General features: G+C 60.8%; 28 protein-coding genes. 12 read left to right on the forward strand and 16 right to left on the reverse strand.

The window, feature by feature from the left end:
• The first annotated feature begins 56 nt into the window (after positions 1-56).
• Positions 57-1271 (forward strand): heparan-alpha-glucosaminide N-acetyltransferase domain-containing protein, encoded by a 1215-nt coding sequence (locus tag AC1DX3_RS02795; RefSeq protein WP_476987705.1) that lies wholly within the window; start codon positions 57-59, stop codon positions 1269-1271.
• A 138-nt stretch (positions 1272-1409) separates the two neighbouring features.
• Here AC1DX3_RS02795 and AC1DX3_RS02800 read toward each other — a convergent pair whose 3' ends face one another.
• On the reverse strand, positions 1410-1829 hold the full coding sequence (locus AC1DX3_RS02800) for a hypothetical protein (protein ID WP_476987706.1): 420 nt from the start codon (positions 1827-1829) through the stop codon (positions 1410-1412).
• A 125-nt stretch (positions 1830-1954) separates the two neighbouring features.
• Positions 1955-4255 (reverse strand): GH92 family glycosyl hydrolase, encoded by a 2301-nt coding sequence (locus AC1DX3_RS02805; protein ID WP_476987707.1) that lies wholly within the window; start codon positions 4253-4255, stop codon positions 1955-1957.
• A 143-nt stretch (positions 4256-4398) separates the two neighbouring features.
• Here AC1DX3_RS02805 and AC1DX3_RS02810 point away from each other — a divergent pair, with 143 nt between their 5' ends.
• Positions 4399-4620, forward strand: a complete 222-nt coding sequence (locus AC1DX3_RS02810; RefSeq protein ID WP_476987708.1) for a hypothetical protein — start codon at positions 4399-4401, stop codon at positions 4618-4620.
• Here AC1DX3_RS02810 and AC1DX3_RS02815 read toward each other — a convergent pair.
• Positions 4617-5081 carry an Lrp/AsnC family transcriptional regulator gene (locus AC1DX3_RS02815; RefSeq protein ID WP_476987709.1) on the reverse strand — a complete coding sequence of 155 codons (465 nt, stop codon included), beginning with the start codon at positions 5079-5081 and terminating at the stop codon, positions 4617-4619. The genes AC1DX3_RS02810 and AC1DX3_RS02815 overlap by 4 nt on opposite strands.
• Positions 5082-5200: 119 nt before the next feature.
• Between AC1DX3_RS02815 and AC1DX3_RS02820 the strand changes: the two genes are divergently transcribed.
• Both AC1DX3_RS02820 and AC1DX3_RS02825 read left to right on the forward strand, forming a co-directional pair.
• Positions 5201-5953: an aspartate/glutamate racemase family protein gene (locus AC1DX3_RS02820; protein ID WP_476987710.1), complete on the forward strand. Its 753-nt coding sequence runs from the start codon at positions 5201-5203 to the stop codon at positions 5951-5953.
• Between the two features lie 20 nt (positions 5954-5973).
• On the forward strand, positions 5974-6612 hold the full coding sequence (locus tag AC1DX3_RS02825; protein ID WP_476987711.1) for a 2OG-Fe(II) oxygenase: 639 nt from the start codon (positions 5974-5976) through the stop codon (positions 6610-6612).
• Between the two features lie 81 nt (positions 6613-6693).
• Here AC1DX3_RS02825 and AC1DX3_RS02830 read toward each other — a convergent pair whose 3' ends face one another.
• Positions 6694-7476 (reverse strand): hypothetical protein, encoded by a 783-nt coding sequence (locus AC1DX3_RS02830; protein WP_476987712.1) that lies wholly within the window; start codon positions 7474-7476, stop codon positions 6694-6696.
• An 88-nt stretch (positions 7477-7564) separates the two neighbouring features.
• On the opposite strand from AC1DX3_RS02830, the gene AC1DX3_RS02835 reads away from it, so the two are divergent.
• Positions 7565-8161 carry an LOG family protein gene (locus AC1DX3_RS02835; protein ID WP_476987713.1) on the forward strand — a complete coding sequence of 199 codons (597 nt, stop codon included), beginning with the start codon at positions 7565-7567 and terminating at the stop codon, positions 8159-8161.
• A 96-nt stretch (positions 8162-8257) separates the two neighbouring features.
• Positions 8258-8959: a VIT1/CCC1 transporter family protein gene (locus AC1DX3_RS02840; protein ID WP_476987714.1), complete on the forward strand. Its 702-nt coding sequence runs from the start codon at positions 8258-8260 to the stop codon at positions 8957-8959.
• Here AC1DX3_RS02840 and AC1DX3_RS02845 read toward each other — a convergent pair.
• The 8 genes from AC1DX3_RS02845 to AC1DX3_RS02880 all read right to left on the reverse strand — a co-directional run bounded on the left by AC1DX3_RS02845 (position 8956) and on the right by AC1DX3_RS02880 (position 16141).
• On the reverse strand, positions 8956-9708 hold the full coding sequence (locus AC1DX3_RS02845; RefSeq protein ID WP_476987715.1) for a 3-keto-disaccharide hydrolase: 753 nt from the start codon (positions 9706-9708) through the stop codon (positions 8956-8958). The two genes, AC1DX3_RS02840 and AC1DX3_RS02845, sit on opposite strands and share 4 nt — an antisense overlap.
• Positions 9705-10163, reverse strand: a complete 459-nt coding sequence (locus tag AC1DX3_RS02850; protein ID WP_476987716.1) for a DUF6265 family protein — start codon at positions 10161-10163, stop codon at positions 9705-9707. The genes AC1DX3_RS02845 and AC1DX3_RS02850 overlap by 4 nt, the downstream gene beginning before the upstream one ends.
• A 9-nt stretch (positions 10164-10172) precedes the next feature.
• Complete coding sequence (gene gltX, locus AC1DX3_RS02855) at positions 10173-11513, reverse strand: glutamate--tRNA ligase (protein WP_476987717.1); 1341 nt, start codon at positions 11511-11513, stop codon at positions 10173-10175.
• A 136-nt stretch (positions 11514-11649) separates the two neighbouring features.
• Positions 11650-11946, reverse strand: coding sequence for a hypothetical protein (locus AC1DX3_RS02860; RefSeq protein ID WP_476987718.1), 297 nt, complete (start codon positions 11944-11946; stop codon positions 11650-11652).
• Between the two features lie 24 nt (positions 11947-11970).
• The gene (locus AC1DX3_RS02865; RefSeq protein ID WP_476987719.1) at positions 11971-12540 is read right to left on the reverse strand and encodes a DUF4304 domain-containing protein; all 570 of its coding nucleotides are present in this window, start codon (positions 12538-12540) and stop codon (positions 11971-11973) included.
• A gap of 27 nt (positions 12541-12567) precedes the next feature.
• Positions 12568-14892, reverse strand: a complete 2325-nt coding sequence (locus tag AC1DX3_RS02870; protein ID WP_476987720.1) for a beta strand repeat-containing protein — start codon at positions 14890-14892, stop codon at positions 12568-12570.
• Between the two features lie 76 nt (positions 14893-14968).
• The gene (dksA, locus tag AC1DX3_RS02875; RefSeq protein WP_476987721.1) at positions 14969-15397 is read right to left on the reverse strand and encodes an RNA polymerase-binding protein DksA; all 429 of its coding nucleotides are present in this window, start codon (positions 15395-15397) and stop codon (positions 14969-14971) included.
• Positions 15398-15715: 318 nt separating this feature from the next.
• On the reverse strand, positions 15716-16141 hold the full coding sequence (locus AC1DX3_RS02880; protein WP_476987722.1) for a flagellar assembly protein FliX: 426 nt from the start codon (positions 16139-16141) through the stop codon (positions 15716-15718).
• A 278-nt stretch (positions 16142-16419) separates the two neighbouring features.
• Here AC1DX3_RS02880 and AC1DX3_RS02885 point away from each other — a divergent pair, with 278 nt between their 5' ends.
• The 5 genes from AC1DX3_RS02885 (at position 16420) to AC1DX3_RS02905 (ending at position 19838) form a co-directional block, all read left to right on the forward strand.
• Entirely contained in the window at positions 16420-17529 is a 1110-nt protein-coding gene (locus tag AC1DX3_RS02885; protein WP_476987723.1) for a flagellar basal body P-ring protein FlgI, read from the forward strand.
• On the forward strand, positions 17529-17888 hold the full coding sequence (locus tag AC1DX3_RS02890) for a rod-binding protein (RefSeq protein ID WP_476987724.1): 360 nt from the start codon (positions 17529-17531) through the stop codon (positions 17886-17888). Before AC1DX3_RS02885 ends, AC1DX3_RS02890 begins: the two co-directional genes overlap by 1 nt.
• On the forward strand, positions 17888-18328 hold the full coding sequence (locus AC1DX3_RS02895; RefSeq protein WP_476987725.1) for a flagellar basal-body protein FlbY: 441 nt from the start codon (positions 17888-17890) through the stop codon (positions 18326-18328). Before AC1DX3_RS02890 ends, AC1DX3_RS02895 begins: the two co-directional genes overlap by 1 nt.
• Positions 18329-18407: 79 nt before the next feature.
• Positions 18408-19088, forward strand: coding sequence for a hypothetical protein (locus AC1DX3_RS02900; RefSeq protein WP_476987726.1), 681 nt, complete (start codon positions 18408-18410; stop codon positions 19086-19088).
• A 69-nt stretch (positions 19089-19157) separates the two neighbouring features.
• A complete protein-coding gene (locus AC1DX3_RS02905; RefSeq protein WP_476987727.1) occupies positions 19158-19838 on the forward strand; it encodes a hypothetical protein in 681 nt (226 codons plus the stop codon).
• A gap of 1 nt (position 19839) precedes the next feature.
• On the opposite strand, the gene AC1DX3_RS02910 is transcribed toward AC1DX3_RS02905, so the two are convergent.
• The gene (locus AC1DX3_RS02910; RefSeq protein ID WP_476987728.1) at positions 19840-21768 is read right to left on the reverse strand and encodes a M13 family metallopeptidase; all 1929 of its coding nucleotides are present in this window, start codon (positions 21766-21768) and stop codon (positions 19840-19842) included.
• Between the two features lie 292 nt (positions 21769-22060).
• Between AC1DX3_RS02910 and AC1DX3_RS02915 the strand changes: the two genes are divergently transcribed.
• Positions 22061-22714 (forward strand): glutathione S-transferase family protein, encoded by a 654-nt coding sequence (locus AC1DX3_RS02915; protein ID WP_476987729.1) that lies wholly within the window; start codon positions 22061-22063, stop codon positions 22712-22714.
• Between the two features lie 3 nt (positions 22715-22717).
• Here AC1DX3_RS02915 and AC1DX3_RS02920 read toward each other — a convergent pair whose 3' ends face one another.
• The 3 genes from AC1DX3_RS02920 to AC1DX3_RS02930 form a co-directional block, all read right to left on the reverse strand.
• On the reverse strand, positions 22718-23329 hold the full coding sequence (locus AC1DX3_RS02920; RefSeq protein ID WP_476987730.1) for a LysE family translocator: 612 nt from the start codon (positions 23327-23329) through the stop codon (positions 22718-22720).
• Between the two features lie 2 nt (positions 23330-23331).
• Positions 23332-24525: a hypothetical protein gene (locus AC1DX3_RS02925; protein ID WP_476987731.1), complete on the reverse strand. Its 1194-nt coding sequence runs from the start codon at positions 24523-24525 to the stop codon at positions 23332-23334.
• Between the two features lie 61 nt (positions 24526-24586).
• The gene (locus AC1DX3_RS02930; protein ID WP_476987732.1) at positions 24587-25237 is read right to left on the reverse strand and encodes a DUF805 domain-containing protein; all 651 of its coding nucleotides are present in this window, start codon (positions 25235-25237) and stop codon (positions 24587-24589) included.
• Between the last annotated feature and the right edge of the window lie 45 nt (positions 25238-25282).

Raw genomic sequence — 25282 nt, forward strand, 5'->3', positions numbered from 1 at the left:
GCTCGCTTTAATTTCCAGACATAGTCATATCGTGTTTTTTCGATTATGCCTTGGCCATGGACACACCCGCCCCACAACCCAATCCGCCCTCCGACATGATCACGCGCGTCGGCGCGATCGATCTCCTGCGCGCCATGACCATGGTGTTGATGATCTTCGTCAACGACCTGTGGACGCTCAAAGACATCCCCGAATGGCTCGAACATGTCGGCCGCAGTGTCGACGGCATGGGCCTGGCCGATACGGTCTTCCCGGCCTTCCTGTTCATCACCGGCATGTCCCTGCCCTTCGCCATCGACGCCCGCCGCGCCAAGGGCGACACCCTCCTGCAGCTCATCGGCCATGTCGTCCTGCGCGCCATCGCCCTCCTGATCATGGGCGTCTTCCTGGTCAACGGCGAGACCATCAATGAAGGCGCCACCGGCCTGCCGGGCGCCGCCTGGGACACATTAAGCTGCGCCAGTTTCATCCTGATCTGGAATGCCTGGCCCAAGTCATGGACCGCCTGGGCGTCCTGGGGTCTGAAGGCCCTCGGCGCCGTCACCCTGCTCACCCTCGCCATCATCTATCGCGGCGACGACGACGGCCACCTCGTCCGCTTCGCCCCGCAATGGTGGGGCATATTAGGCCTCATCGGCTGGTCCTATCTCGCCGCCGGCCTGGTCACCGTCCTCGCCAACGGCCGCTTGCCGGTCCTGGTCTCAGCCTGGGTCGCCCTCGCACTCCTCAGCATGGCCTGGGCCGCCGGCCTGGTGCCCGATCTCCTCCATCACATCCCGGAAGCCATTATCGGTGGGACGCTTGCCGGCCTCAGCATGGGCGGCGTGGTCATCGGCCGCCTGTTCCAGATTTATCAGCCTAAAGGCGACAATCGCAAACTAACGCTTATCCTGCTTGCCATCGCCGTCGCCCTGATGCTGTGCGCCCAATTCACCCGGCCGCTGTGGGGACTGTCCAAGCTCGACGCCACCCCGGCCTGGCTCTTCCTGTGCAGCGCCATCACCATTATCGCCTTCGTCGCCCTTTACTGGATCAGCGACGTCGCCGGAAAAGCCTCATGGTTCACCCTGATCAAACCGGCCGGTACGGACACCCTGTTGACCTATCTGATACCCTATTTCGCCTACGCCGGCCTGGGTCACCTTTATTTCAACCTGCCCGAGGTCCTGACGACCGGCGGCGTAGGCCTGTTCAAGACCTTCCTGTTCGCACTGTTTTGCGTCCAGGTCGCCGGCTTTCTGAGGCGGCTGGGTATTCGTTTGAAACTCTGACGCCTTTAAGTGTGGCGACCTCGGCAAGGGGTTTATCCACAGATAAGCACAGATAAGTGGGACGCTACCGCGTCCCTGCCGTGGATATACCGGTGGTAAAATTGCCGGGCAATTCGTGCACAGTCACTTTACTAAAATTCAGATGGATAAGCGCTGCAGAAATTGGTTTATCACTTGCAATACACCGTCGTCCGAGGCCGTGTTCGACCGCGCGTTCTTTAGTACCGAAATGCATCGTTCCCTTTCATCCCAATCCTTCGTGCCATTAATAACGCGATTAAGCATCCAAACGGTATGCTCTGTTGGTTTTCGTTGTACGGATTCGATAAGCTTCGCTTCGTATCCCCGTCGGTAAAATCCCTCTAAAAAATGGACAAGTTCTCCAGGCGAACCAAAATCGACTTCCGAATGGACTTCCATAAATTTTAGAATAGGTTCAATGACTTGCACACCCAATTCACTGGACGACCAAGTCTCCACCAACTCTGAGACGAGTTCAGCAAAATCGGATTTCGAGGCAATTCGTTCCAGTTGGTCGTAGATATCTAAATTCAACACTGTATCGGATCCCAATCATTAAGCATTCGTGGGCGCTGGCCTCACCGCAGCAGGGACGCGGTAGCGTCCCACTTATCTGTGCTTATCTGTGGATAAACCCTTTCCTTTTTAAGCTCGCCCCAAACTCAATACCCGCTCATCGAATATGGCCGATCGCCCTTGCCGGTCGCCCAATGCGTGTTCGGCTTGTCTGCCATGACAAACTCAAGCTCACCACCGGCCATGATCTCGTCATGCAGGATATAGCTCCGCGTCAACGCCTTCCCGTTCAGCATCACGCTCCCGACATAGTCTCCCTCACCTGATGACACCACCGTGAAAGCCTTGCCATTCGGCAGGTGCAGTACGGCGTGCGCCACAAACGGCCGGCCGATGACATACTGGCCCGAACCCGGCGTCACCGGATAGAATCCCAGCCCCGTGAACATCATCCAGGCCGACATCTGGCCCAGGTCGTCATTGCCCGACAAACCCTGCGGCGTCGGCAGGTACTCAAGATCGACAATCTGCTTCAATCGCGCCTGGGTGCGCCACGGCGCCCCGGCATAGTCGTAATAATAGGCGACGCTGTGCGACGGCTCATTGCCGTGGATATATTGCCCGATCAGCCCGGCGATGTCCTCGGACGCGGAATAATCGAGCTTCGATGTATCGAAGTCGAACATGGCGTCGAGCTTGGCCACCGTCTTCTTGTCGCCGCCCAGCAGCTTGATCAGGCCGGCGACGTCCTGCGGCATGAACCAACTATATTGCCAGGCATTGCCCTCGGTATAGTCCGAGCCATAATTGATCGCCGTCGGATCGAACGGCACGCGGTACGTACCGTCGCTCAACCGCGCCCTTACCCACCCGGTCTTTGCGTCGAAACTATTACGCCAATAGGCGGCGCGCTTGTCGAACGTGTCGGCGACCTCGGTCTTGCCCATCTTGCGCGCCATCTGAGCGATGGTCCAATCGTCATAGGCATATTCGACCGTCTTCGACGCCGCCTCAGGCTCCTTGTCGATCGGGACATAGCCCTTGGCCATATATTGATCCAGCCCACCGTACGGCCCATAGGTCGCGCTCTTCAGCATGGCGTCCAGCGCCGCGTCGGCATCGAAGCCTTTGATCCCTTTCAGGTACGCATCGGCGATGACTGGCACGGCGTGATAACCTATCATGGTCCAGGTCTCGCGCCCCTGGAACTGCCACACCGGCAGGATGCCGAACGGGCTATCCTTCTGCGACGCTAGCAGCGACTTGACGATATCGGCATTGTCTTGCTCCGGCCGTACCAGGGTCAGAAGCGGATGCTCGGCACGGAAGGTATCCCACAGCGAAAAGGTCGAACGAAAGGCGAAGTCGGCGCGGTGAACCTCATTGTCGGTGCCGCGGTAACGCCCGTCGGCATCGCCGGCGACGCTGGGCGCCAGCAGGGTGTGATAAAGCGCCGTATAGAGCGTCTTGCGCATATCCGGCGCCGCATCGATATCGACAGCGCCCAGGGCCTGTTCCCACGCCGTCTTCGTCGCCGCCCGCACCGTATCGAAATCGCCCGGCTCGCTGTCGAGATTGGCGATGGCGCCGGCCTCATCGACACTTGAAATCGCCACACGAACCTGCAAAGGCGCCGTCAAGGTGCCGAAATCCAGCCGCGCGACGATCGCCCGGCCGTCGCGTTCGGCGACATCGTCGCTGCCGCGGCCGGGTCCTTGGAAGCCATGATAGACGACATCGGTCTCGGTGTTCGTGAAGGCATGGGCCGTCACCGGCGCCGAAAAGCGCATGGCGAAATAGACCTGACGGTCCGGCGCCCAGCCGCGCGTCTCGCGCATCCCGACCAGGGTCCCGTCCGGCAACAGCTTCACTGTCGACCACAAAATCTTGCCGGGATAGTTATAGATGCTGGAGCGCAAGTCGATAATCAGGTGCGCCGCCTTGTCGGCCGGAAAGCTATAGCGGTGCACGCCAACACGCGTCCCGGCGGTCATCTCCGCGCGCACGCCGTAGTCGCTCAGGGTCACGGCATAGTAACCCGGTGTCGCCGTCTCGCTGGCGTGGTCGAAACGCGAGCGATAACCCGATCCCGGAACCGCCGGATCACCCGGCTCGGTCGCCACTGTGTTGCCGCTGACCGGCATGACCAGGATATCGCCGAGGTCCGAATGCCCTGCCCCGCTGAAATGGGTATGCGAGAACCCCATGATCGAGCTGTCTTCGTAGCGATAACCCGCCGCCCACATATAGCTCTGCTTGAAATAGGTGACATTGGTGTCGGGGCTGAGCTGGATCATGCCGAACGGCGCCACAGCTCCCGGATAGGTGTGGCCGACACCGCCGGTGCCGATCATCGGATCGACCGCGTCATAGGCCGAAGGTTCGGCAGCCTGCGCCCCGAAAGCCATCAAACACGCCGCCACACTCGCCAACAAGATCCGCTTCATGCCTGTCTCCTGAGATAATTACCGTCGAGACTTTCATACCCTCGCGCTTTTTACAATCCGCGCAAGACACCTCATTTTTTCCTTATGTCCAAAAAAGCCACAATGGAGCGCAGCAACCGATTCAACGAAGAGAGAGAACGATCATGGCCCACGCCTACGCCCCTCGCGCCTATATCCCCACCGCCTATCTCCGGTCGGGCTTTTTCTTGTTTCTGGCGCTGATCCTGATCGGGACGGGCATGGTCATGTTCTTCAACATGCCGGCGCAGAGCCAGGCCTCCGCGGTCACCGACCTGAGCGACGGCGACTATGTCGATACTGCCGACTCACCGCCCGTCGTCGATGCCAAGCCGGAAGCCGCCTAAACACCGTAGGCCGTCGGCAGCCCCTTATCCTCCTTGATCGTTTCCATCGAGATGTAGGCTGACACGTCGAACAGATCGATTCGGCTGACCAGGCGCTTATAGATGGCGTCATAGTGGGCGATATCGGTCACCGCGATCTTGACGATATAGTCCAAATTGCCAGCCAGCCGGTGCGCTTCGACGATCTCAGCCATGTCGCCGATCGCGTTGCGAAAACGCTCCAGCCAATCGGCCGTATGATGCGCGGTCTTCACCATGACATAGACCGTCGTCGCCACCTGCATACGCTTGCGATCGAGCACCGCAACCGTGCGGGCGATATAGCCCTCTTCCTTCAACCGCGTTACCCTCCGCGAACAGGCCGAGGCCGACAGGTTCACCCGTTCGGCCAACTCAGCCAGGGGAATCTCGGCGTCGCCTTGCAAATAGCTCAGTATCTTGCGGTCGCGATCATCCAACATGCACGTAATCTCCATTCAGCGACTAAAACTTGCACGTTTTAGACAAAATAGCCAGTAAAACGCGCGCCATTTTCGCTCACTCCACCCTATGCTCGGCTTCTCAATTGTGGAGTTGCATCATGAAGAAAATCGGTTTGCTGGGCGGCATGAGCTGGGAATCGACCGCCACCTATTACAAGCTGATCAACGAGGCCGTCCGCGCCGAACTGGGCGGCCTGGCCTCGGCCGACATCCTGATGCGCTCACTCGATTTCCAGAAGGTCGTCGCCCTGCAAAAGGCCGATCGCTGGAACGACGCCGCCAAGCTGCTCGGCGACGCCGCCCAAGGCCTGGAAAGCGCCGGCGCCGACTGCATCCTGATCTGCACCAACACCATGCACCTGGTCGCTGACCACGTCGCCGCGGCCTGCGACGTGCCGCTGATCCACATCATCCATGAAACCGCGCACGCCCTGACGGCCGCCGGCCACCGCCGCCCGCTCCTGCTGGCGACGCGCTACACCATGGAACACGGCTTCTATGCCGACCAGATGCGCGGCCACGGCATCGATGTCTTGACGCCCGACTCCGACGACCGCCTGATCTGCCACAACGCCATTTTCGATGAGCTGTGCCAAGGCGTGGTCAGCGACGCCGCCCGCGACGCCCTGATCACCATGACCACCCGCGGCAGGGATATGGGCGCCGACAGCGTCATCCTCGGCTGCACCGAACTGGGCCTGATCGTCGGCGCCAACGACCTGCCCCTGCCGGTGTTCGATTCGACGCATATCCACGCCGAAGCCGCCGTGCGCTTTGCTTTAGGCCCCATCAAAGCATTGGGCACATCGTCGCAGCCCCTTCCCTTTGCGATGGACGGCGCATATATTTAGCCGTCATTCCCGAGGTGCCCATGCTGCGTTACGAGTCCATTGCCGCCACACCGGCTTCCGATTACCCCTTCCGCAACCTGATCGGCGCCGACATCCTGCCGCCCGAAGCCGAGGCCGAGATCGCCCGCGACTTCCCGCAGATCGACAAGACCGGCTTCATGCGCCCGGAAGACTTCGCCATGGGCCCGGCCTTCAAGCAGCTCCTGGCCGAAGTCCGCAGTCGCGAATTCGCCAAAGCGATCGGCGACAAGCTTGGCGTCGACCTGACCGGCAAACCGTCCTGGGTGACGGTGCGTAAATGGTCCGCCCTGAAAGACGGCCGCGCCCATACCGATGGTGCCGACAAACTGGCCTCGGCACTCATCTATCTCAACCACGAAGGCACCAGCGGCGGCAATCTGCGCTTCCTCGAAGGCCCCGACCAGGACGGGCCGGGCACGGATGAGGTCAATCCCGGCTACGGCCATTTCATCGCCTTCCCGCGCCTCGACAATTCCTGGCACGGCCACAAGCCGTTCGAAGGCGAACGCCGCGTCGTTCAGATCGCATGGCTGGTCAGCGAAGACGCCGTTAGCCGCAAGGCCAAGCGCCACGGCATCACCGAATTCCTCAAGAAGCTGTTTTCGTCGACCAAGTCCAAACAAGACGAAATGATGTAGCAGGGACGCGGTCCCTGCACCCGTTCGTTATTCTTTGTGCTTCAACGCTGGGGCGCGAAGTCCCGCCGTTGCGGCGCTCTTCTAAAAAACAAAACTCGTCTGCATGCCGCCGCCGGGCAACACCCAATCGACCCGCCAGCCACTGCCGATCGGCGTCACCTGATCTCCGGCCGCCGCATTGGGCAGAATCACCGGGATATTCTCATTGACCGTCGCCGTCCCCGCCTGAAGCGTAAAGCTCCACGTCTCCGGCGTTTCCGCCGGTGGCAAGATCCGCGTCGTCAGGCTGTAATTGCCCTGGGCGTCGCTGCGGGTCTGGCCGCGCAGGTCCCCGCCTTCCATCAGTTTGACATCGCTGTTCGGCGCCGTCCGTCCGGAAATAGCCGCGCCGCCATTGCCGCCGATGTCGATAACGGCCGCGACGGTATTGGGATTCAACAAAGGCTGGCTGGGCGACCCGGAACGCAACAAGACCGCCTTTTCCGGATGGCCCTGCGGGATGAACAAACGGCCATCGGCATGCATGGGCCGGCCATTATCATCCATCGACAGGTCGTAAATGCCGCCTTGCGCCGTCGCCGGCAGCTCCGCGCGGAAGCGGCCCTTCGAATCAGCCGTCACGCCGACGGCGTGGGTGCCCTGATAAACGACGCGCACGCGCCCGTCCTCCGACGCCAAACCGGTGACGACAAAGGTCGACGAATCGGACTGGTTGACCCCCGTGATCACCGGCGCGCGGGCATAACCCGCCTCGCGCAAGGCGCTTTCCTCATCATTGGCCGCCTTGGGTCGGTTGGGCTGGCAGGCCGCCAACAACAACAGACAGGGCGTCAACAGGGCAAACCTTTGCCAATTCTTTTTCATCTTGCCAGCACTAACCACTTTTCTTCATGCCGAATAGGGGCTTAGATGGTGGGCAAAACAAATCAAGCCCAAAAGAAGCCCCGCTAAAATGCCCCTTTCCAAACACGACGTCAAATCTGTGTGCGTCTATTGCGGTTCCTCCTTCGGCACCGACGAAGCCTATAAAACCTCCGCCCGCGACCTGGGTCAGATCCTGGCCGGCGCAGGGGTGCGCCTGGTTTACGGCGGCGGCGGCGTCGGCCTGATGGGTGAAACGGCGCGCGCCGTCCACGACGCCGGCGGCAAGGTCCTGGGCATTATGCCGCAGTTCCTGCGCAGTCGCGAAATCCTTTATGACGACGTCGAAACCCGAATCGTTACGTCCATGCACGAACGCAAGATGATGATGTTCGAAGAATCGGACGCCTTCGTTGTCCTGCCGGGCGGCGTCGGCACCCTGGAAGAGGTCATCGAGCTCTTGTCATGGCGCCGCCTCGACCTGCACAAGAAGCCGATCATCTTCCTCAACACCAAGGGCTTTTGGCAACCCTTCTTCGACCTGATCGAGCATACGCTGGCGACCGGCTTCACCCCGGCCAATTTCAAATCGACCTATCTCAGTGTCGACACCGCCGATGAAGTCCTGCCCGCCATTTTGCAGATGAAGACAAACGATCTCCAGGTCGATACCCGCAAGGTGGTGTAAAGTTCCGTTCGACCGCCTGCGACCTTGCGCCAGCTTGTCAACTCCGCGCCCAGCGCCCACAAGATCCGGAGACAAAGCCGCACCGGACGAATCACCATGGTCAGAACCCACAAGGCCGCCGAAATTCACTTCATGTCGCGCGTCGGTTGGCTGCGCGCCGCCGTGCTGGGTGCCAATGACGGGTTGATTTCGACGGCCAGCCTGATCGTCGGCGTCGCGGCCAGCCCTGCCGATAAAAGTGCCATTCTCCTCACCGGCATTGCCGCCCTCGTCGCCGGCTCCCTGTCCATGGCCGCCGGCGAATATGTCTCGGTCAGTTCCCAGGCCGACAGCGAAAATGCCGACCTGGCGCGCGAAACACAGGAACTGAAAGAGTTTCCAGCAGCGGAAGTCGACGAACTGACGGGCATCTATGTCGGACGCGGTCTGGACGAGGGGCTGGCGCGCCAGGTGGCCGTACAACTCATGCAACACGATGCCCTGGAAGCCCACGCCCGCGACGAACTGGGCCTGTCCGCCCATACCCAGGCCAAACCCATCCAGGCCGCCCTGACCTCGGCCGTCACCTTTGCTGCCGGTGCTATCCTGCCCCTGCTAGCCATGCTGCTCAGCCCGCGACCGCTGATCGTGGCTGTCGTAGCAGCGCTCACCATTGTCTTCCTGGCAGGCCTTGGTGCGCTCGGCGCCATCACGGGCGGCTCGAAGGTGACGGCCTCGGTCATTCGCGTCACCTTCTGGGGCGCCCTGGCCCTCGCCATCACGGCCGGTGTCGGCAAGCTGTTCGGCGCCGTCGTTTAACCTAACGGCCTAATCCAGATATTGCGGTATCGCACCGGATGCCCGTGATCCTGCAGGCTCAAGGGCGCGCAGCCGTGGGCCTCATAAGGCGGTCGGCCGATCCACACGGTCGGTCCCTGGATCTCGAAATTGTCCTGGACCAGCACGCCATTGAGCAACACCATGATCCGCGCCTTGGTCGTCACGGCACCGGCGGAATCGAACTTCGGCGCATGATAGATGATGTCATAGGCCTGCCAGGTCTCCGGCGGCCGGGTCGCATTGACCAACGGAATCGACTGTTTGTAGACCGCCCCCGCCTCGCCATTGACATAGGTCGAAGCGTCGCCCCACGAATCCAGCACCTGGGCCTCGTAACGGCCTTGCAGGAAAATGCCGCTATTGTTGCGCGCCTGGCCTTGCAGGACCGTACCATCGGCTTCGATCGGCGACGGCACCTTCCATTCGATATGCAACTGAACGTCGCAAAAATCCTGCTTCGTATGGATATCGCCGGCGCCGGCATGGACCACCATGGCGCCTTGATCGATGTCCCACGCCGCCGCGCCGTCCTTATTGCTGGCCCACGCATCCAGGTTCGTGCCGTCGAACAGCACAATGGCGTCGTTCGGTAAACCGGCCGGCGAAACCTCGACCTTTTTCGGCACCGGCGACCACACCTCGGTGGCTCGCGAACGCTCCTCATCGGTCTGAGCCGAGGCGGTACCGGCCAGAATCACGCCGGCCATAAGGAGCAATAATCGTTTCATGGGCACCGCTGATAATCGAAGGTGATGGTTTTGGTTTCGCCGTTCATCGGCCCGTCGATCCACGCCTGCAAACCGTCGCCCGCCTTGCGGTAACCGACATGCTGCGGGAAATCGTGGCCGAGATTTTCGAAAACGACCTCGTCGGCCGTATGTTTGACGGCCGTGAAACTCGCCTCGGCCTGGTTGGCCGGATCGGCGATAAAGGTCAGGACGCCGTCCACCATTTGGATGCGGGTCGTCTCATGGTCGCGCAAGGTCCCGCCTTTGACCGTCCGCCCCATTTCCAGCATGATGCCGCCCGCCGGCGCCATCCAATGCTCTTCAACAGTCCTGTCGCCGTCATGCTGCACCCAGCAGCCGGCCATCCACGTAAGATCATCGATGCTTTCGGCCTGGGCCAAGGCGGGCAAACCCAGAAGCACGGCAGCCAACACGAATGTCACACCCTGCTTCATGATCGGCCCTTATCCCTGCAAACGTTGCGCGATCCTATCACGGCCGATCAGGAAGCTCAAAGCCCCCATATCCGGCCCGTGGTCCATCCCCGTCAAAGCCTGGCGCAGCGGCATGAACAGGGCCTTGCCCTTGGCGCCGGTCGTCTCCTTGATGGCCGCCGTCCACGCTTGCCAGCTGTCGCGGCCATAATCGGCCGGCAACAATTCCAGAGCCTTGGAAATAAATTCCGGGTCCTCGATACGCGGCTCGATGTCACCGCCGACGATCTTCGCCCACTCCGCAACCTCAGAAAACATATGGAGATTGGCCTTGATCGTATCCCAGAACAATTCACCTAAATCGGAATTAAAAGCGATCAAGCGCGGCTTGGCTTCGGCATAGGACATGGCTTGCAAAACGCCAGCATTCAGCCGCAGCAGGTCGGCCTGATCGTAGCGCGCCGGCGCCCGGCCCATCTTGCCGAAGTCCTGCCCCTCGACCAAAGCCTCCAGCGACGGCGCCGCCTCCAGCGCATCGGACGTGCCGATCTTGGCCAGGTGCGAGGTGATGGCCAACGGCTCGTAGCCGTCGTCGCGCATCTGTGAAATCGACATCGAGCCCAAACGCTTCGACAAGCCCTCGCCGTCCGCCCCGACAAGCAGCGGCATGTGCGCAAAGGTCGGCAACGGCGCGCCAGCGAAGAACGACGCCAGCGCCTCGAAAATCTCGATCTGGGTGCCGGTATTGGCGACGTGGTCTTCGCCGCGGATGACGTGGCTGATCTTCATGTCCATATCGTCGACCACCGACGGCAGGGTGTACAAAAACGCCCCGTCCTCGCGGATCAGCACCGGATCGGACATCGAGGTCGTATCGACTTCACAATGGCCCCGCACCAGGTCTTCCCAGGCGACGCGCTTGCCGTCCAGCTTGAAGCGCCAGTGTGGCTTGCGTCCCTCGGCCTCGAACGCGGCGATCTCCTCGGCCGTCAGCTTCAACGCCGCGCGATCGTACACCGGCGGCAGGCCGCGCGACAATTGCACCTTGCGGCGGCGATCCAGCTCTTCCGAAGTCTCATAGGCGGGATAGAGCCGTCCATCGGCCTTCAGCGCATCGGCGCATTTCTGATAGATATCGAAGCGCTTGGATTGATTATAGCGCTCGTCCCAGGTCAGGCCCAACCACGTCAGATCGGTCTCGATCAGGTCTTCGTTTTCCTGCGTCGAGCGTTCCAGGTCGGTGTCGTCGATGCGCAGCACGAACACGCCCTGGTGCTTCTTGGCGAACAGCCAGTTGACAAGAGCGGCACGGACATTGCCGGCATGGATACGGCCGGTGGGCGAAGGCGCAAAGCGAACCTTGACGGTCATGGAAGGAGTCTCTGAGGTTAGGTCTAAAATCGGAGACACCCCATACGCTTCGCCGCCGGAATTTTAAAGGAAAAACCGCTCTGTCATGTATCCAGACGCAATGAGAGAAGGGTGCCAGTTGGCAAATTACGCGTCGTCACGCCAGTTTGCGTACGGGCAAGTCCGGGACGGTACCCAATTCCGCCAGCCCCAGGCGATAATGCCAATAATGCCAGGAACGTTCGTTAAATTCGCCGGCTTCCGCCCCTAACAGGGCGTCGCGAAAGCCGTCGTCTCCAATCTGTTTCGCCAGAGCCTGAACGTCTTCATAGGCGCCGATGTTCATCACCTGAACGACGACGCGGCGCGGATAAAACACCGCATCTTCCGGCGTCTTCCACCAGATATATTTGCGCGCATAAGGTTTCAGGATGTCGGAATCGAAATCTCTCATCCTGTCACTTTACCACAAAGCCGGTTATTCGCCATGCCGCCCTATGATCTCGCAGATCTCGTCTTCATCGGCATCAACGACTCCGCCGTCGACCAAGGCCGGCAAATGTTCCATACAGGTTGCCCGATCGCGGAACTTCGCAAAGAAAGGCATGGCGTCGTCTTGAAGGCGCTCGATCAATTCATCCGTCAAATCAGGATGATCTTCCAATATCCACCACATATCATCGGGTTCGGCATCCAGATCGCCAAGCCGCGTCCTGATCGCGCAACAGACTTCACGGATAATCGCCTGCTCGCCCTCTTGGGCGCACGCAGGCAATTCAGGAATATAAATGCCGAGATTGACGGTAAACTGCTCGCTCATCCATCTCTGGCCAACCTGAAAGCTGACTACATGGACCAGGCCATCCGCCGTCGTCCGATTGTAAAGACGGCTGCAACCTTCAAACCCCAGCTCATCGAACAGGGTCAATAGGCGTGCCTGAATAACATCCATCTCCCGTTCCTCGGGGAAATAGGTGTTGTCATTGCTGTGCTTTTCAACAGGCGGCGCCGGCGTCATGCGCAGTTCCCGCCTCCCCTCTTCCGTCATCGCCCCCTCTCAGTCTTGCGGCTCGTCCTACCACACCATATGCGCGCTGACGTCGGCCACAATCGTGTGCAACAAGGTTATGGTATTGCCGCCACCCAAATCGATTTTTACCGTCGTTGCATCCAGCTGGGTCAAGTAACCCGGATGCGCCGTACCACCGGTATAGGCATGAACATCTACCGTGTCCGCTGTGGTAAAGTCATTGATCGTATCCGCCCCACTACCGGGCGCAAAGATAAACGTGTCGGCGCCGGTGCCGCCGGCCAGCGTGTCATTCCCCGCTCCGCCCGTCAGCTTGTTATTACCCGCATTGCCGGTCAGGCTGTTGGCCAGGCTATTGCCGACGCCATTGATATTTCCCGCGCCGGTCAGGGTCAGATTCTCGATATTGCTGCCCAAAACAAAACCGACCGACGACTTGACTACGTCCACGCCGCCGCTCACGCCGCTGGTCGATTCATAGGCCCGGTCGCCGCTGTTATCGACGATATAGGTATCGTTGCCGGTGCCACCGTACAGCAGGTCGGCGCCGGCCCCGCCATCCAGCGTGTCGTTGCCGCTGAACCCCGTCAGTGAATTGGCCGCGTCATTGCCGATCAGAATATTGTTGCTGCTATTGCCCGTTCCACCGATGGCGTCGTGCCCTTTCAGGGTCAGGTTTTCGACATAGGTCGACAGCGTGTAGGTAACGAACGCATAGACCGTATCCGTGCCTTCATTATTGCCGGAGCCGACATATTCGACAATGATGTCACCGGTATTGTCGACGATATACAGGTCGTCACCGTACCCGCCATACAGTTTGTCGGCGCCACCGCCCCCATCCAAAACGTCATTACCGTCGCCCGCCTTCAAGGTGTCGTTGCCTTCGAGGCCGTTGAGCACATTGACGCCGGTATTACCCACAACAACATTGGCGAGCCCGTTGCCGGTACCGTCGATAGGCGCTGCTCCGGTCAATGTCAGGTTCTCGACCTGCGCGCCGATCGTCCACGTGATCGACGACTTGATGGCGTCGATGCCGCCGGTATCGACTCCATTGGCAAGCTCATAGGCGCGGTCGCCGATATTATCGATGACATAGGTGTCATTGCCACCGCCACCATACATCTGGTCGGGTCCCGCCCCACCGTCCAGCGTGTCGTTGCCCGCGGTGCCGTACAGGCGCTGGGATCCCGTCAGATCGCCGGAGGTCGCTGCGAAGGTCTTGTAATAAACCCCTGCTCCGCTGCCATCCTGACCTTGACTGGACCAGGTCACGACATAACCGCCATCCGCCAGCGCACTGACCGAGGGAAAAAATTGGTCGTTCAAGATGGTCGTGGTGACCAGGTTTTCCGATCCGATGGCCGCACCGGTCGCGTCGTATCTTTGCGCATAGATCCCTTGTCCGCTGCCGTCCTGACCATAGGAAGACCAGACGATGACGTAGCCGCCGTCGCTCAGACCCACCGCAGCCGGATCGGTTTGATAGGAGGCCGTATAGGTGTTGACTCGCGTTTCAACGCCCGATTTATGACCGGTGGAGTCGAAGCGCTGGCTATACAGGCCCGATGCGTCGCCATCTTGCCCGGAACTTTGCCAAACAATGACATAGGCGCCATCGGACAAGGCGACGATAAACGGTGAATACTGAACATTGCTTGTATAGGTATTGACGAGGGTTTCACCGCCCACCGTGGCGCCCATCGCGTCAAAAAGCTGGGCGTAAACGCCATAGCTCGAACCGTCATTGTCGCTGTTCCACGCGACGACATACCCGCCCCCGGCCAGTGCGGTGACAACCGGCACTTCCTGCGACCCGGCAGTCGTCGTGTTGATACGGACCTCACCGCCCATCTGGGCGCCGCTGTCGTCGTAGCGCTGAGTATAAATCCCATAGCTGGAACCGTCCTGGGAATCGCTCATCCATGTCACGACATAGCCGCCGTCGCTGAGGCCGGTAATCCACGGCAAGGATTGCCCGGCGGCGGTCGTCGTATTGATCTGGGTTTCGGCGCCCACCCTGATCCCCCAGGCATCGAAACGTTGCGCGTAAACGCCAAGACCCGATCCGTCCTGATCGGCGCTGTTCCAAACCACGACATATCCGCCATCGGTCAGAGCTGTAACGACGGCAGACGTTTGAAACGAGGCGACCGTTGTGCTGACTTGAAATTCCGCGCCGATAGCGTGCCCCGCGGCATCGAAGACCTGGGCATAGATTCCGCCCGAGTCACCGTCCTGACCTTCACTGGTCCAGGTAATGACGAAACGGCCATCAGCCAGCGTCGCTATCGACGAATCTTCTTGATCGCCGGCGGTATAGCTATTGGCGCGCGTTTCCACGCCGGGCGTGATGATGCTGGTCATCGGCGTAACCTCATGGGAGGGTTAAAAGCACGATGCTACCACAATAATCCTGGGCCGACAGCCCCGGCGAGGACGATCAGTCGTCGCGGTGAACGCGTTCGCGGCGTTCGTGGCGTTCCTGGGCTTCGATGCTGAGCGTCGCCGTAGGGCGGGCTTCGAGGCGAGCCAGACCGATCGGCTCACCGGTCTCTTCGCAATAGCCGTACGACCCGTCGTCGACACGCGAAATGGCTTCTTCGATCTTGGAAATCAGCTTGCGCTGGCGATCCCGTGTCCGCAATTCCAGCGCGCGGTCCGATTCGGACGAAGCGCGATCGACGAGATCGGGATGGTTTTCCGTCTCTTTTTGCATCACGTTGACGGTTTCCTTAGCGCCGCGCAGGATTTCGTCTTTCCAGGCGTTCAGCTTGGCCCGGAAATAGGCCAACTGGCGAGCGCTCATATAGTCTTCGTCTTCGGAAGGTCGGTAGTTGGTAGCCAGATCCGGAACATCTACTGATGGCATAAGCTTGAAACACCCCTGTTTAATCGACGCCAAGAATTGCTGAACTGTCTTAAGGCCTTACACCGCCGGACGAGTCATAAGCGCTACAGCAAGAACAATACCAACCCTCTGCATCGGCGTGCCAAATCGACGCAGTGGATTGGGGCGGCTTATAGTGTGCAATCGCTTACCTGTGAAGCGAATTTACCGCTTGTGCAGTGCGATATTTATGAAGCTGAGGCGACAAAACATGGATTCAGCGCTCAAACGCCGCGCGGCTCGCGGTATTGACGGCGACGGGCAGTCGCCCTTGCCGGAAGGCTCAACGCCTTCCGGAATCTACATCAACCGGCGCTTGGCCAGCTCGACAAAGGCTCGCGTTTCGATCTCGTTGAGCACGCCCTGCAGCCGGTCATCCTCAATATCTTCGCGGTGCTGGGCGATCATGCCCTGGAGACGCAACAGCGCATCATCGTCGATATCGCCCGACAACACGCTGATCTTGATGTCATCCAAAGCATCGAGAATGTCGTTGGAGCGCTTGATCTGGCGCCGCCGGCGGCCGGTCAGCACATCCTCCTCGCCTTGCAGCGCCAGGAGCGCATCGACGCCCATCATGCCGAGCGCCGCCGAAGTCTGGGCCGTCGCCGCCGATTTGGCGCCGCCGCTGGCCTTGGACAGAGAAAAGTCACCACCGCTGCGCTTGACGCCGCCTGCGGCGGTGCCCATGCTCATACCGGTTGCCGAATTGATCCTGAACGTCATGGACGCACCTAACACCACTATAATGTCAATTGTCGGGCGAATTCTGTCGGTCGGCCGTCTGGCCGCGCAGCCGGCTTTTTGCCGACTGGGAATATATACCGGTCATTATTGCCGCGTGACAGTAAGCGAAGCCTTAACGCCCCGGCAGTTTTTTCCGCCTCGCCTTCCCCGGCGCAAACGCCAAAACCAACCCACTGACTCTTAACATATTTTTTATCCACAGACTCTGGCACGATATTCGCAAACCATTGGGCAGTTATGGTTAATGGATGCCCGTCATGCGCCACCTGGTAAAAACGATCCTCTGCCTTACGGCTCTCGCCGCCATGCTGTGCGTCACCTCGGCCGAGGCGGGCTCGCGCATCAAGGACATTGTCGATGTCGAAGGCGTCCGCGGCAACCAGCTGATCGGCTACGGCATCGTCGTCGGCCTCAACGGCACGGGCGACACGGTACGCAACTCGCCCATGCTGAAGCAGTCCATGGAAAGCATGATGGAGCGCATGGGCGTCAATGTCCGCGACGCCGACCTGAATACCAAGAACGCGGCCGCGGTGATGGTCACCGCCGAGCTGCCGCCGTTTGCCGCCAGCGGCTCGCGCCTCGATGTCACCGTCTCGGCCATGGGCGACTCGAAAAGCCTATTGGGCGGCACCCTGCTCGTCACCCCCCTCCTCGGCGCCGATGGCGAAGCCTATGCCGTCGCGCAAGGGACCGTCCAGACCGGCTCGGTCTCGGCTTCCGGCGCTTCGGGTTCGTCGATCACCAAGGGCGTGCCGACCGCCGGCCGCATCGCATCGGGCGGCACGATCGAACGCGAAACCGCCTTCAACTTCAATTCCCAGCCGGTGCTGCGTCTGACCCTGCACAATCCCGACTTCACCACCTCGAAACGCATTGCCGACGCCATCGACCGTCAATATCCCGGCACCGCCATCGCCGAAAACCCGACGATTGTCGCCATCAAGCCGCCGGCCGGCACCTCCATGATGGACTTCGTTACCCTGATCGAGCCGATCAGCCTCGATGTCGATACCCCGGCCAAGGTGGTCATCGACGAAGTCAACGGCGTCATCGTCATGGGCGAGAATGTCCGCCTGTCCCGTGTCGCCATCGCCCAGGGCAATCTCACCATCCGCGTCGACGAACGCCCCGACGTCAGCCAGCCGGCGCCGTTCAGCCAGGGCCAAACCGCGGCGATCCAAAGCAGCCGTGTCAGCGTCGACGAGGAAAAAGGCAAGCAACTGATCCAGCTCGGCGGCGGCTCGTCCTTGAGCGATCTCGTTGCCGGCCTCAATGCCCTGGGCGTCACACCCCGCGACATGATCGCCATCCTGCAATCCATCAAGGCCGCCGGCGCCCTCCAGGCCGAAATCGAGGTGATGTAATGGATAGTTCCGCCCTCCTCACGCTTCAAGCCGCCCAATTCCAGTCTGGGGCCCAGGCCCAGGCCTCGACCCAGGCGTCCACAACCGCGGCGCTCAATGCCGGCAAATCGAAGAACGCCAAGCTCGGTCTCGATTTCGAGACCATGTGCCTGTCCAACCTGATCTCGCCCATGTTCGAAGGCCTCAAGACCGACGGTCCGTTCGGCGGCGGCCAGGGTGAAGAAGCCATGCGCAGCTTCTATATCGACGCCATGGCCAAGGGCATGGCGCAACGCGGCGGCATCGGCATTTCCGACATGATGCAAAAACAACTGCTGAAACTGCAAGAAGCCTCAACACAAGATACAGGAGCCGCCTGATGGCCCTCTCCGCCAATTCCGGGTCCGACCGCGCCCGCCAACTGCTGGCCCTCACCGTCCGCCTGGGCGAACGCCTGCAACGTGAAACCGAGATCCTGGAGGCCCACCGCCCCCAGGATCTTTATAACGGCATCGAGGAAACCCAGTCCCTGTCGAACCTCTACCGCCATGAATCGGCGCGTATCAAAAAGGACCCCAGCCTCCTCGACGGCATGACGGCGCCGGAAAAGCTGGCCCTGCGCAAGGCGACCGAGATCTTCCAGGAACGCCTGCACCGCTATGAGCTGGCTGTCAACGCCGCCAAGGTGGTCACCGAAGGCGTCATCGCCGCCGTCGCCGAAGACCTCAACCGCATGCGCGCTTCGCACATGACCTACGGCGCCAAGGGCAAGACTCTCGACACCGGCACGCAGTCGATGAACTACGGCAAGAAGGCGTAAGATTGAAACCGCAACGTCGGCTGGACACGCGCCTGACGCCCCGCTAAGGTTTTCCACTATATCCTTGGGGGGGAAATCCATGTTCCGGTCGATCCGCGTCGTCGCCATTGCCTCAGTCCTAAGCACCTTTGCCCTGGCCGCCCACGCCGCGCCCGGCAAACCTCTGACCGACGCCGACAGGGCCGAAATGAAAAGTCTCGCTGACGACTACRCCTTACCGCTCGTCAACGACACCAATACCGCGCTCAAGCTGGCCAGGGACGACACGCCCAAGGCTTGCGAGATGATTCACAGTGCCGAACAAAGGGCTATCGAACTGGACGCCCGCACCAAAGCGCTGCGTGATCGCTTGGCGGCAGAAGGCAAGACGACGGATAACATCGCACAAATACTGGCCTTGAGTGCCGACCTGGTGACCAACACCCATAACGGCGCAACCGGCATCTGCCGTGGCGACCTCGCCCGCAGTGGCGATCCCAAGACCGACGCCATGGTCGACAAACTCAGCCGGCTGATTAACACCCTCACCACCGCCATGAACGCTTACGCTGCGGCAGATGAGATCCACGACCACGCCGCCGCCTGCAGCCATCTGCGCGACGCCAATGTCGCTTACCACGAGCTCTACGCCTTCATTATAGACTTGCGCGGCCAGATCCCCGCCGGCAGCCCCGGTTACGCCCAGCTCGACGCCATGCTGGACAAGATATCGCCGGTCCAGAACAAGCTGGCCTTGCTCGACACCTGCCCCGCCGGCTGACCGGCTTGCCAAATCACGACCATCGCCTTTTATAACCACGCCTTTCGCCATCATTCCTGGGGGGAATCCATGTTCCGAACGATCCGCGTCATCGCCATCGCCGCTGGCCTAAGCGCCTTTGCCCTCGGCGCCCACGCCGCGCCCGGCAAACCTCTGACCGACGCCGACAAGGCCGAAGCCCAGGGCCTGCTGGATAATTACGCCATGCCGATCATCAACGACATGAACGCGGCGGTCAGCCTCGCCAGAACCGACACCCCCAAGGCCTGCGACCTGATCCATACGGTCGAACAACGCGCCGTGGATCTCGATCACCGCGCCAAGGCCCTTCACGCGCGTCTGCTTGCCGAAGGCAAGACGACCGACGGTCTCGATCAGTTGGTAAAAGGCACAGGGGAGATGATTGACGGCACCCACACCACAGCCACCGGCATATGCAGCGGTGCCATGGCCCGGTCCGGCGATCCCGAAACCGACGCGGCCATTGACAAACTCGCCAGCCTGACCGCCCGATTCACCGGGTCCATCAATGCCTATAACGAAGCGGAAAAGAACAACGACCACATCGCCGCCTGCAGCCATTTGCGCGACGCCAACGCGGCCTATCAGGAACTCTATGCCTTCATCATCGACGCACGCAGCAAGATTCCCGACGGTACGGCTGACGCCGTGCAGGCTGATGCCCTTATCGCCAAGTTGAACACATATGAGAAAACGCTGTCGCTTCTGAAGACCTGCCCAGCCACCTGACCTACCAGATGCGCACCCGCTTTTCCGGCGCTACATAAAGCTTGTCCCCTGCCTTCACGCCAAATGCCGCGTACCATGCATCGAGATTCTGTACCACGCCATTGACCCGGTACTGGGTCGGCGCGTGATAGCTGTTGTCGATGACATAGCGTATCGCGCTTTCCGGCGCCTTATACCGCCAGGCCTGCGCCCACGCCGCGAAAAAGCGCTGGTCCCCGGTCAGCCCATCTGCTGCACCTCGTCCCACGCAAGGATGATCGGCCAGGTACATATGATAGGCGCGATAGGCCAGCGACACGCCGGACAGATCGGCAATATTCTCTCCGATGGTCCTTTGGCCGTTCACATGCACGCCCRGATAGGGACTGAAGGCGTCATATTGCTCGACCAGGGCCTGGGTGCGGCTGTGGAATTGCTGAAGCGCGTCGTCCGACCACCAGTTCCGCATCCGGCCCTGACTGTCATAAATGATGCCCTGATCGTCGAAACCATGGCCCATTTCATGGCCGACAATCGCCCCGATCGCGCCGAAATTGACGGCCGGATCGGCCTTGGCGTCGAAATACGGCGCTTGCAGGAACGCGCCCGGCAGTTCGATGGCATTGAACAACACGCTATAGCTGGCGTCGACGGTTTGCGGCGTCTCATACCACGGCTCGTCCTTGACCGCGGGTTGCAACCGCCGCAGCTGATAAGCCCAATCGGCCGCGCGCACCCGCCGCAAGTTGCCCGCCGCATCGTCGCGCCGGATATCAAGCGCGGAAAAGTCGCGCCAGATGGTCGGATAGCCGACCTTGAAGCTGAACCGCGCCAGCTTCGCCTGGGCCTCGGCCCGCGTCGCCTCGTCCATCCACGTCGCCTCGGCCAGCCGTTCGGCAAAGGCCTTGCGCAAATAGGCGATCATCTCTTCCGCCGACACCTTGGTCTTTGCGCTGACATACCGTTCGGTATAAAGCCGCCCGACCTGCTGGCCTAAGGCACTGCTCACCAGGTGCAGCGCCACCTCCTCCCGCTTCGGCGGCGTCTTGGCATTCGACAACGTCTTGCCGTAAAACTCCCAGCTGGCTTGCCGGAAACCCTCGGGCATGACATCCATCTGGTTCTGCAGCCAATGGAACGCCAAATAAGACGTCCAATCCTCGACCGGCGTCTCGGCAAACAGCCTGGCCTGAAGCTGCACCGCCGTGTCAGTGCCCAGCACGATATCCCTCACCCCCGATACACCCCGAGCCGCCAGGAACGCCCGCCACGGGAAACCAGGCGCATAGGTGGTCAGCTCGTCGACCGTCATCGGATGGTAGTTGGCCTTGCGGTCGCGAAGTTTGTCGAACGGCCATAGATTGCCGGCGATTTTAGTCTCCAGCGCCAGCACCTGTTCGGCCCGCCCCGCCGGACGATCCACCCCGGCGTTTTCGAACAGCCCGGCAATATAGGCCTTGTAGGCCTCCCGCGTCGCCGGATAGGTGCCGTCCGTCCGCGCATAGTCGCCGGGGTTCCAAAAGCCCAGCATGGGCTGGTTTTGATTCTGCTGATCGAGGTGGACGCGCCACTGCCCGTCGGCCGGAAAGATATTGATGGCGACGATCGTACTTGACGTCGGGTCGGCCATCCACCTGGCGATCTCCTCCGGCGTCCGGATAGCCAGGATCCCTTTGAGATCGCCCCTGACGCCGCCAAGCCCGCGCTGCTCGATGCTGGCCGTATCCAGGAAGCTGGCATATGCGTCGCCGACCTCCTGACCCGCGCTGCCACGCGGCGCCCGGCTCGTCAGACTGTCCTCCAGCACGCGCCTGATCTGCGCATCGACCGTCGCCCCCAATAGGCTGGTCTGCCCATAGTCCCAATAACCGTCAGGTATCGGCGTCGCGGCCACCCACCCTCCGTCGACATAGGTGAAAAAATCGTCGCCCGGCCTTACGGTCCGACTCACGTGCTTGACGTCGATGCCCTGGGGCCCGAACTCGCCGGTCACCACCGCTTGACCAGCCGGACGCGGTGCCTCCGCGCGCCCTCCTCCGGCAAAAACCATCGGCAATAAGGCCATGACCAGCCAAGGAGTCCTGAACCGCACCTGCAACCTCCGTTATGCCATTTGGCACATGCCTCTTCAAATACGATAAGCTTCGTACATTGTCAACGAAGGCCTTCGTAAACGTCGGTGCGGCTTGCCAAATCACGGTGACTACCTATAACCGTTACCGCCTGAACCGGAGCACTCCGTCATGTCACTGACCCTTTTCGCCCACCCGTTCGCCTCCTATTGCTGGAAGGCAAGCATCGCGCTGTATGAGAACGCCACCCCATTCACCTTCCACGAAATCGACCTCGGCGACCCGGCCTCCGCCGCCGAACTGGAACGCCTGTGGCCGTTCAAGAAGTTCCCGGTCCTGACCGACGGTGACGCCACCGTCATCGAATCCACCGTCATCGTCGAATATCTCGACCTGCACTATCCGGGCCCGGCGCGTCTGATCCCGGCAGACGCGAAGGCAGCCCTCGATATCCGTTTCCTTGATCGCTTCTTCGACAACTATGTCCAAACCCCCATGCAGGCCATCGTCGCCGACACATTGTACGGCACCCTCAATACCACCGCCGTCGCACGCTGGCGCAGCGAACTCGACCAGGCCTATGCCTGGCTGGAAGAGCATATAGCGAACCGTCCCTGGGCCGCCGGCGACGCCTTCACCCTGGCCGACTGCTCAGCGGCGCCGGCTCTCTTCTATGCCGACTGGACGCATCCCGTCGCGGAAACCTTCCCCAATGTCCGCGCCTACCGCGCCCGCCTGAACGCCCGCCCTTCGGTCGCCCGCACCATCGACGAAGCTCGCCCCTACCGCCACTTCTTCCCGCTCGGCGCCCCCGACCGCGACTGAGTGCTACTTTTCCAACGCTACCGGCACCAGCGACAACACCAGCAACCCGGCCATCGCCCAGTTGAATAACCGCAGCGCCTTGGGCGTCTTCAAAAGCCGCGACGCCCCAACCCCAAGCAGGGTCCACAAGGCCACGCACGGAAAGGCAATCGCGCTGAAAATCACGCCCAGCAAAGCCGTCGACAACAACATGCTGCGATAATCGCCGGGTACCGTATAGGCGACCAAAGCCCCGGCAGCGATAATCCACGCCTTCGGATTGATCCACTGAAACAAGGCCGCCTGCAGGAAGGTCAGCGGCTTGCCACGAACCTCGCCGGCCTCGTCAACCGCGGGCTTAGCCATGGCGATATGCCAGGCCAGCCACAGGAGATAGGCGATCCCGATCCATTTCAACGCCAGATGCACAACGGGAATCGTAATGACCGTCAAACCGACGCTGCCGATGACCAGAAGCATGACCGGAAACCCGGCGCAAATCCCCAGCAGATGCGGCACAGTGGCGCGAAAGCCGTAATTGGCTCCCGACGCCGTCACCATGGTATTGTTCGGTCCCGGCGTCGCCGTCATGGCCACCGCGAAGGCCGCGGCGGAGGCAAACCAGGCCCAATCCATATCTACTGCGTCGCGCCGGCGCCTGCCGCCACGGCCGCCCCGCCCCACTGATAGCCGGGTTCATAGGGCGCGCCCTTGACCTCCAGCGCGTAGAGGCCGTTATAACCGCAAAGCCCCCGGGCGCCATTCGTATAGACTGCCGGCCGGACCGCCGCCGCCGGCTGACCCGCCAGCCAGGTTTTTACGACATCGAGCGACAGGTCGGGCCCCAGGTCAGCCGCACCCAGGTCGAACGCCCCGGCATAGACCACCTCGCCGGCCTTGATCTCGAACGACGGGGAGCCCAGGCAGAAGCCGAGGATCGGCGCCGCGCCCATGGACGAAATCCGCCAATGCCCGGGTGGTACGGCAAAGGCCAAAAAGTTGCCTTCCTTCTTGGCGGCCAATGTGCCGACCATCAGGTTCAGAGCATCCGGAGCGTGGTCCACCGTCGAGGGAAATGTATCCTTGTCCGCGCCCATACGCATCAACGAGATGCCGATGCCATTCTTACCGCTCAGCCCCTTGAGGTCGACGATGATCACACCGGTTTCGGGAATAGCCGATGCGATTTGATCCGGCTTCAATCCGCGCGTCGGCCATTTCGGGTCGAGCTTTGGCGGCTTGATCTTCGCCGGCTCCGGCAAGGTAATCTTGGCCAAGGGCGATGCGGTCGCGGCCTTCAGGCTCAGCAGGCCGTTATTGGTGTGGTCCGGGCGGATGGCGTATCGCGTCACGGCCGCGTTCGCCGCATCGTTGCCCCAGACGCGTACGACATCACCGTGCGGCTGATCGGCGCCGACCCACGGCGCCAAGTGACTGGCCAGGGCAGCGGGCTCCAACTTGGACAGCGCCTCGCCCTCCGCGTCGGGCAGATGCACGACCCGCCATCCCCGCACCACCATGCAGTTTTCCAAGCTGGCGCCGAAAGCCCCGCGGTTGGACGCGTCGGCCAGGAGTTCCGGGAGAATCCCGGTCATGAACTTAACCTGGGAATCGAACGATCGAACCTTCAGCGCCTCCGTCGAACAGGCAACGACGGCACTATCGTGATCGGCCGCCGTGGCGCCGGGGCGGTTATAATAACTGTAGCCCAAGGTCATGTGCGACAGATTGGGCAATTCAGCTTGGGATACCGCTGGCGCCGCCATCGCCAAAATAGCCGCCGTCACAGCAAGCTTCACGTCGACAGCCGGTTGTTTCTTCACATTGCGCATGGAACCCCCTAAAAATAACGCCGAATCCGACGTAACACCGTCGCGTTCAAACGTAAAGTTTTCACGCCACCCCGCGGTCCATCGCGGGCGGGAGGATCAACAGATGATCCATCTCGCGGTTCCGGCATTTATCGGCAAAGGCCATGCCGAGATCGACATTGGCCTTAAACGCCTCGAACTGGTCCTTGTCGAGCCGGTAATATTCCTCATAACTGATCACTTGGTTGCTCACCGGAATGGACAGATAATGTTGCCCGCTATGGGTTTCTATGCCCAGGGCAAACCAGTGCTTCTTGAAAACGACCAGATCGCGGAATTTCATATCCACTGTCGAATAGCTGATGCCTTTCGGCGACTTGCCGTACTTATTGCGCCCCTGGGTTCCGTCGATAAAGCCGCATTCGATCACGGTCCACGCCCAGCCGACATAGGGAATGAGCAGAATGAACCACATCCAGCCCGATCGGTTGCGATCATGCCAGCGCTTGGTGGTCAGGCAGATGTTCATCCCGGCATACAGGGCAATGAACACCCACATCGCGCAAACTTCCAGATAGGCGCGATGATCCGGATCGACCGGCACCTGAGACAGCGCCATGACGACCGGAACGAACAGAATCGCCAGCACGATCGTCTTGCCGATCATCCACACCCAATAGTCCCGCCGGCGAATACGCCCGGCGGTACCGAACAACATCTGTGTCCAGGACATCCTACCCCCTAATATTACCCGATGTCATGAGATGCAGGGATTTCG

Source organism: Asticcacaulis sp. P2_B1, from assembly GCF_056404915.1.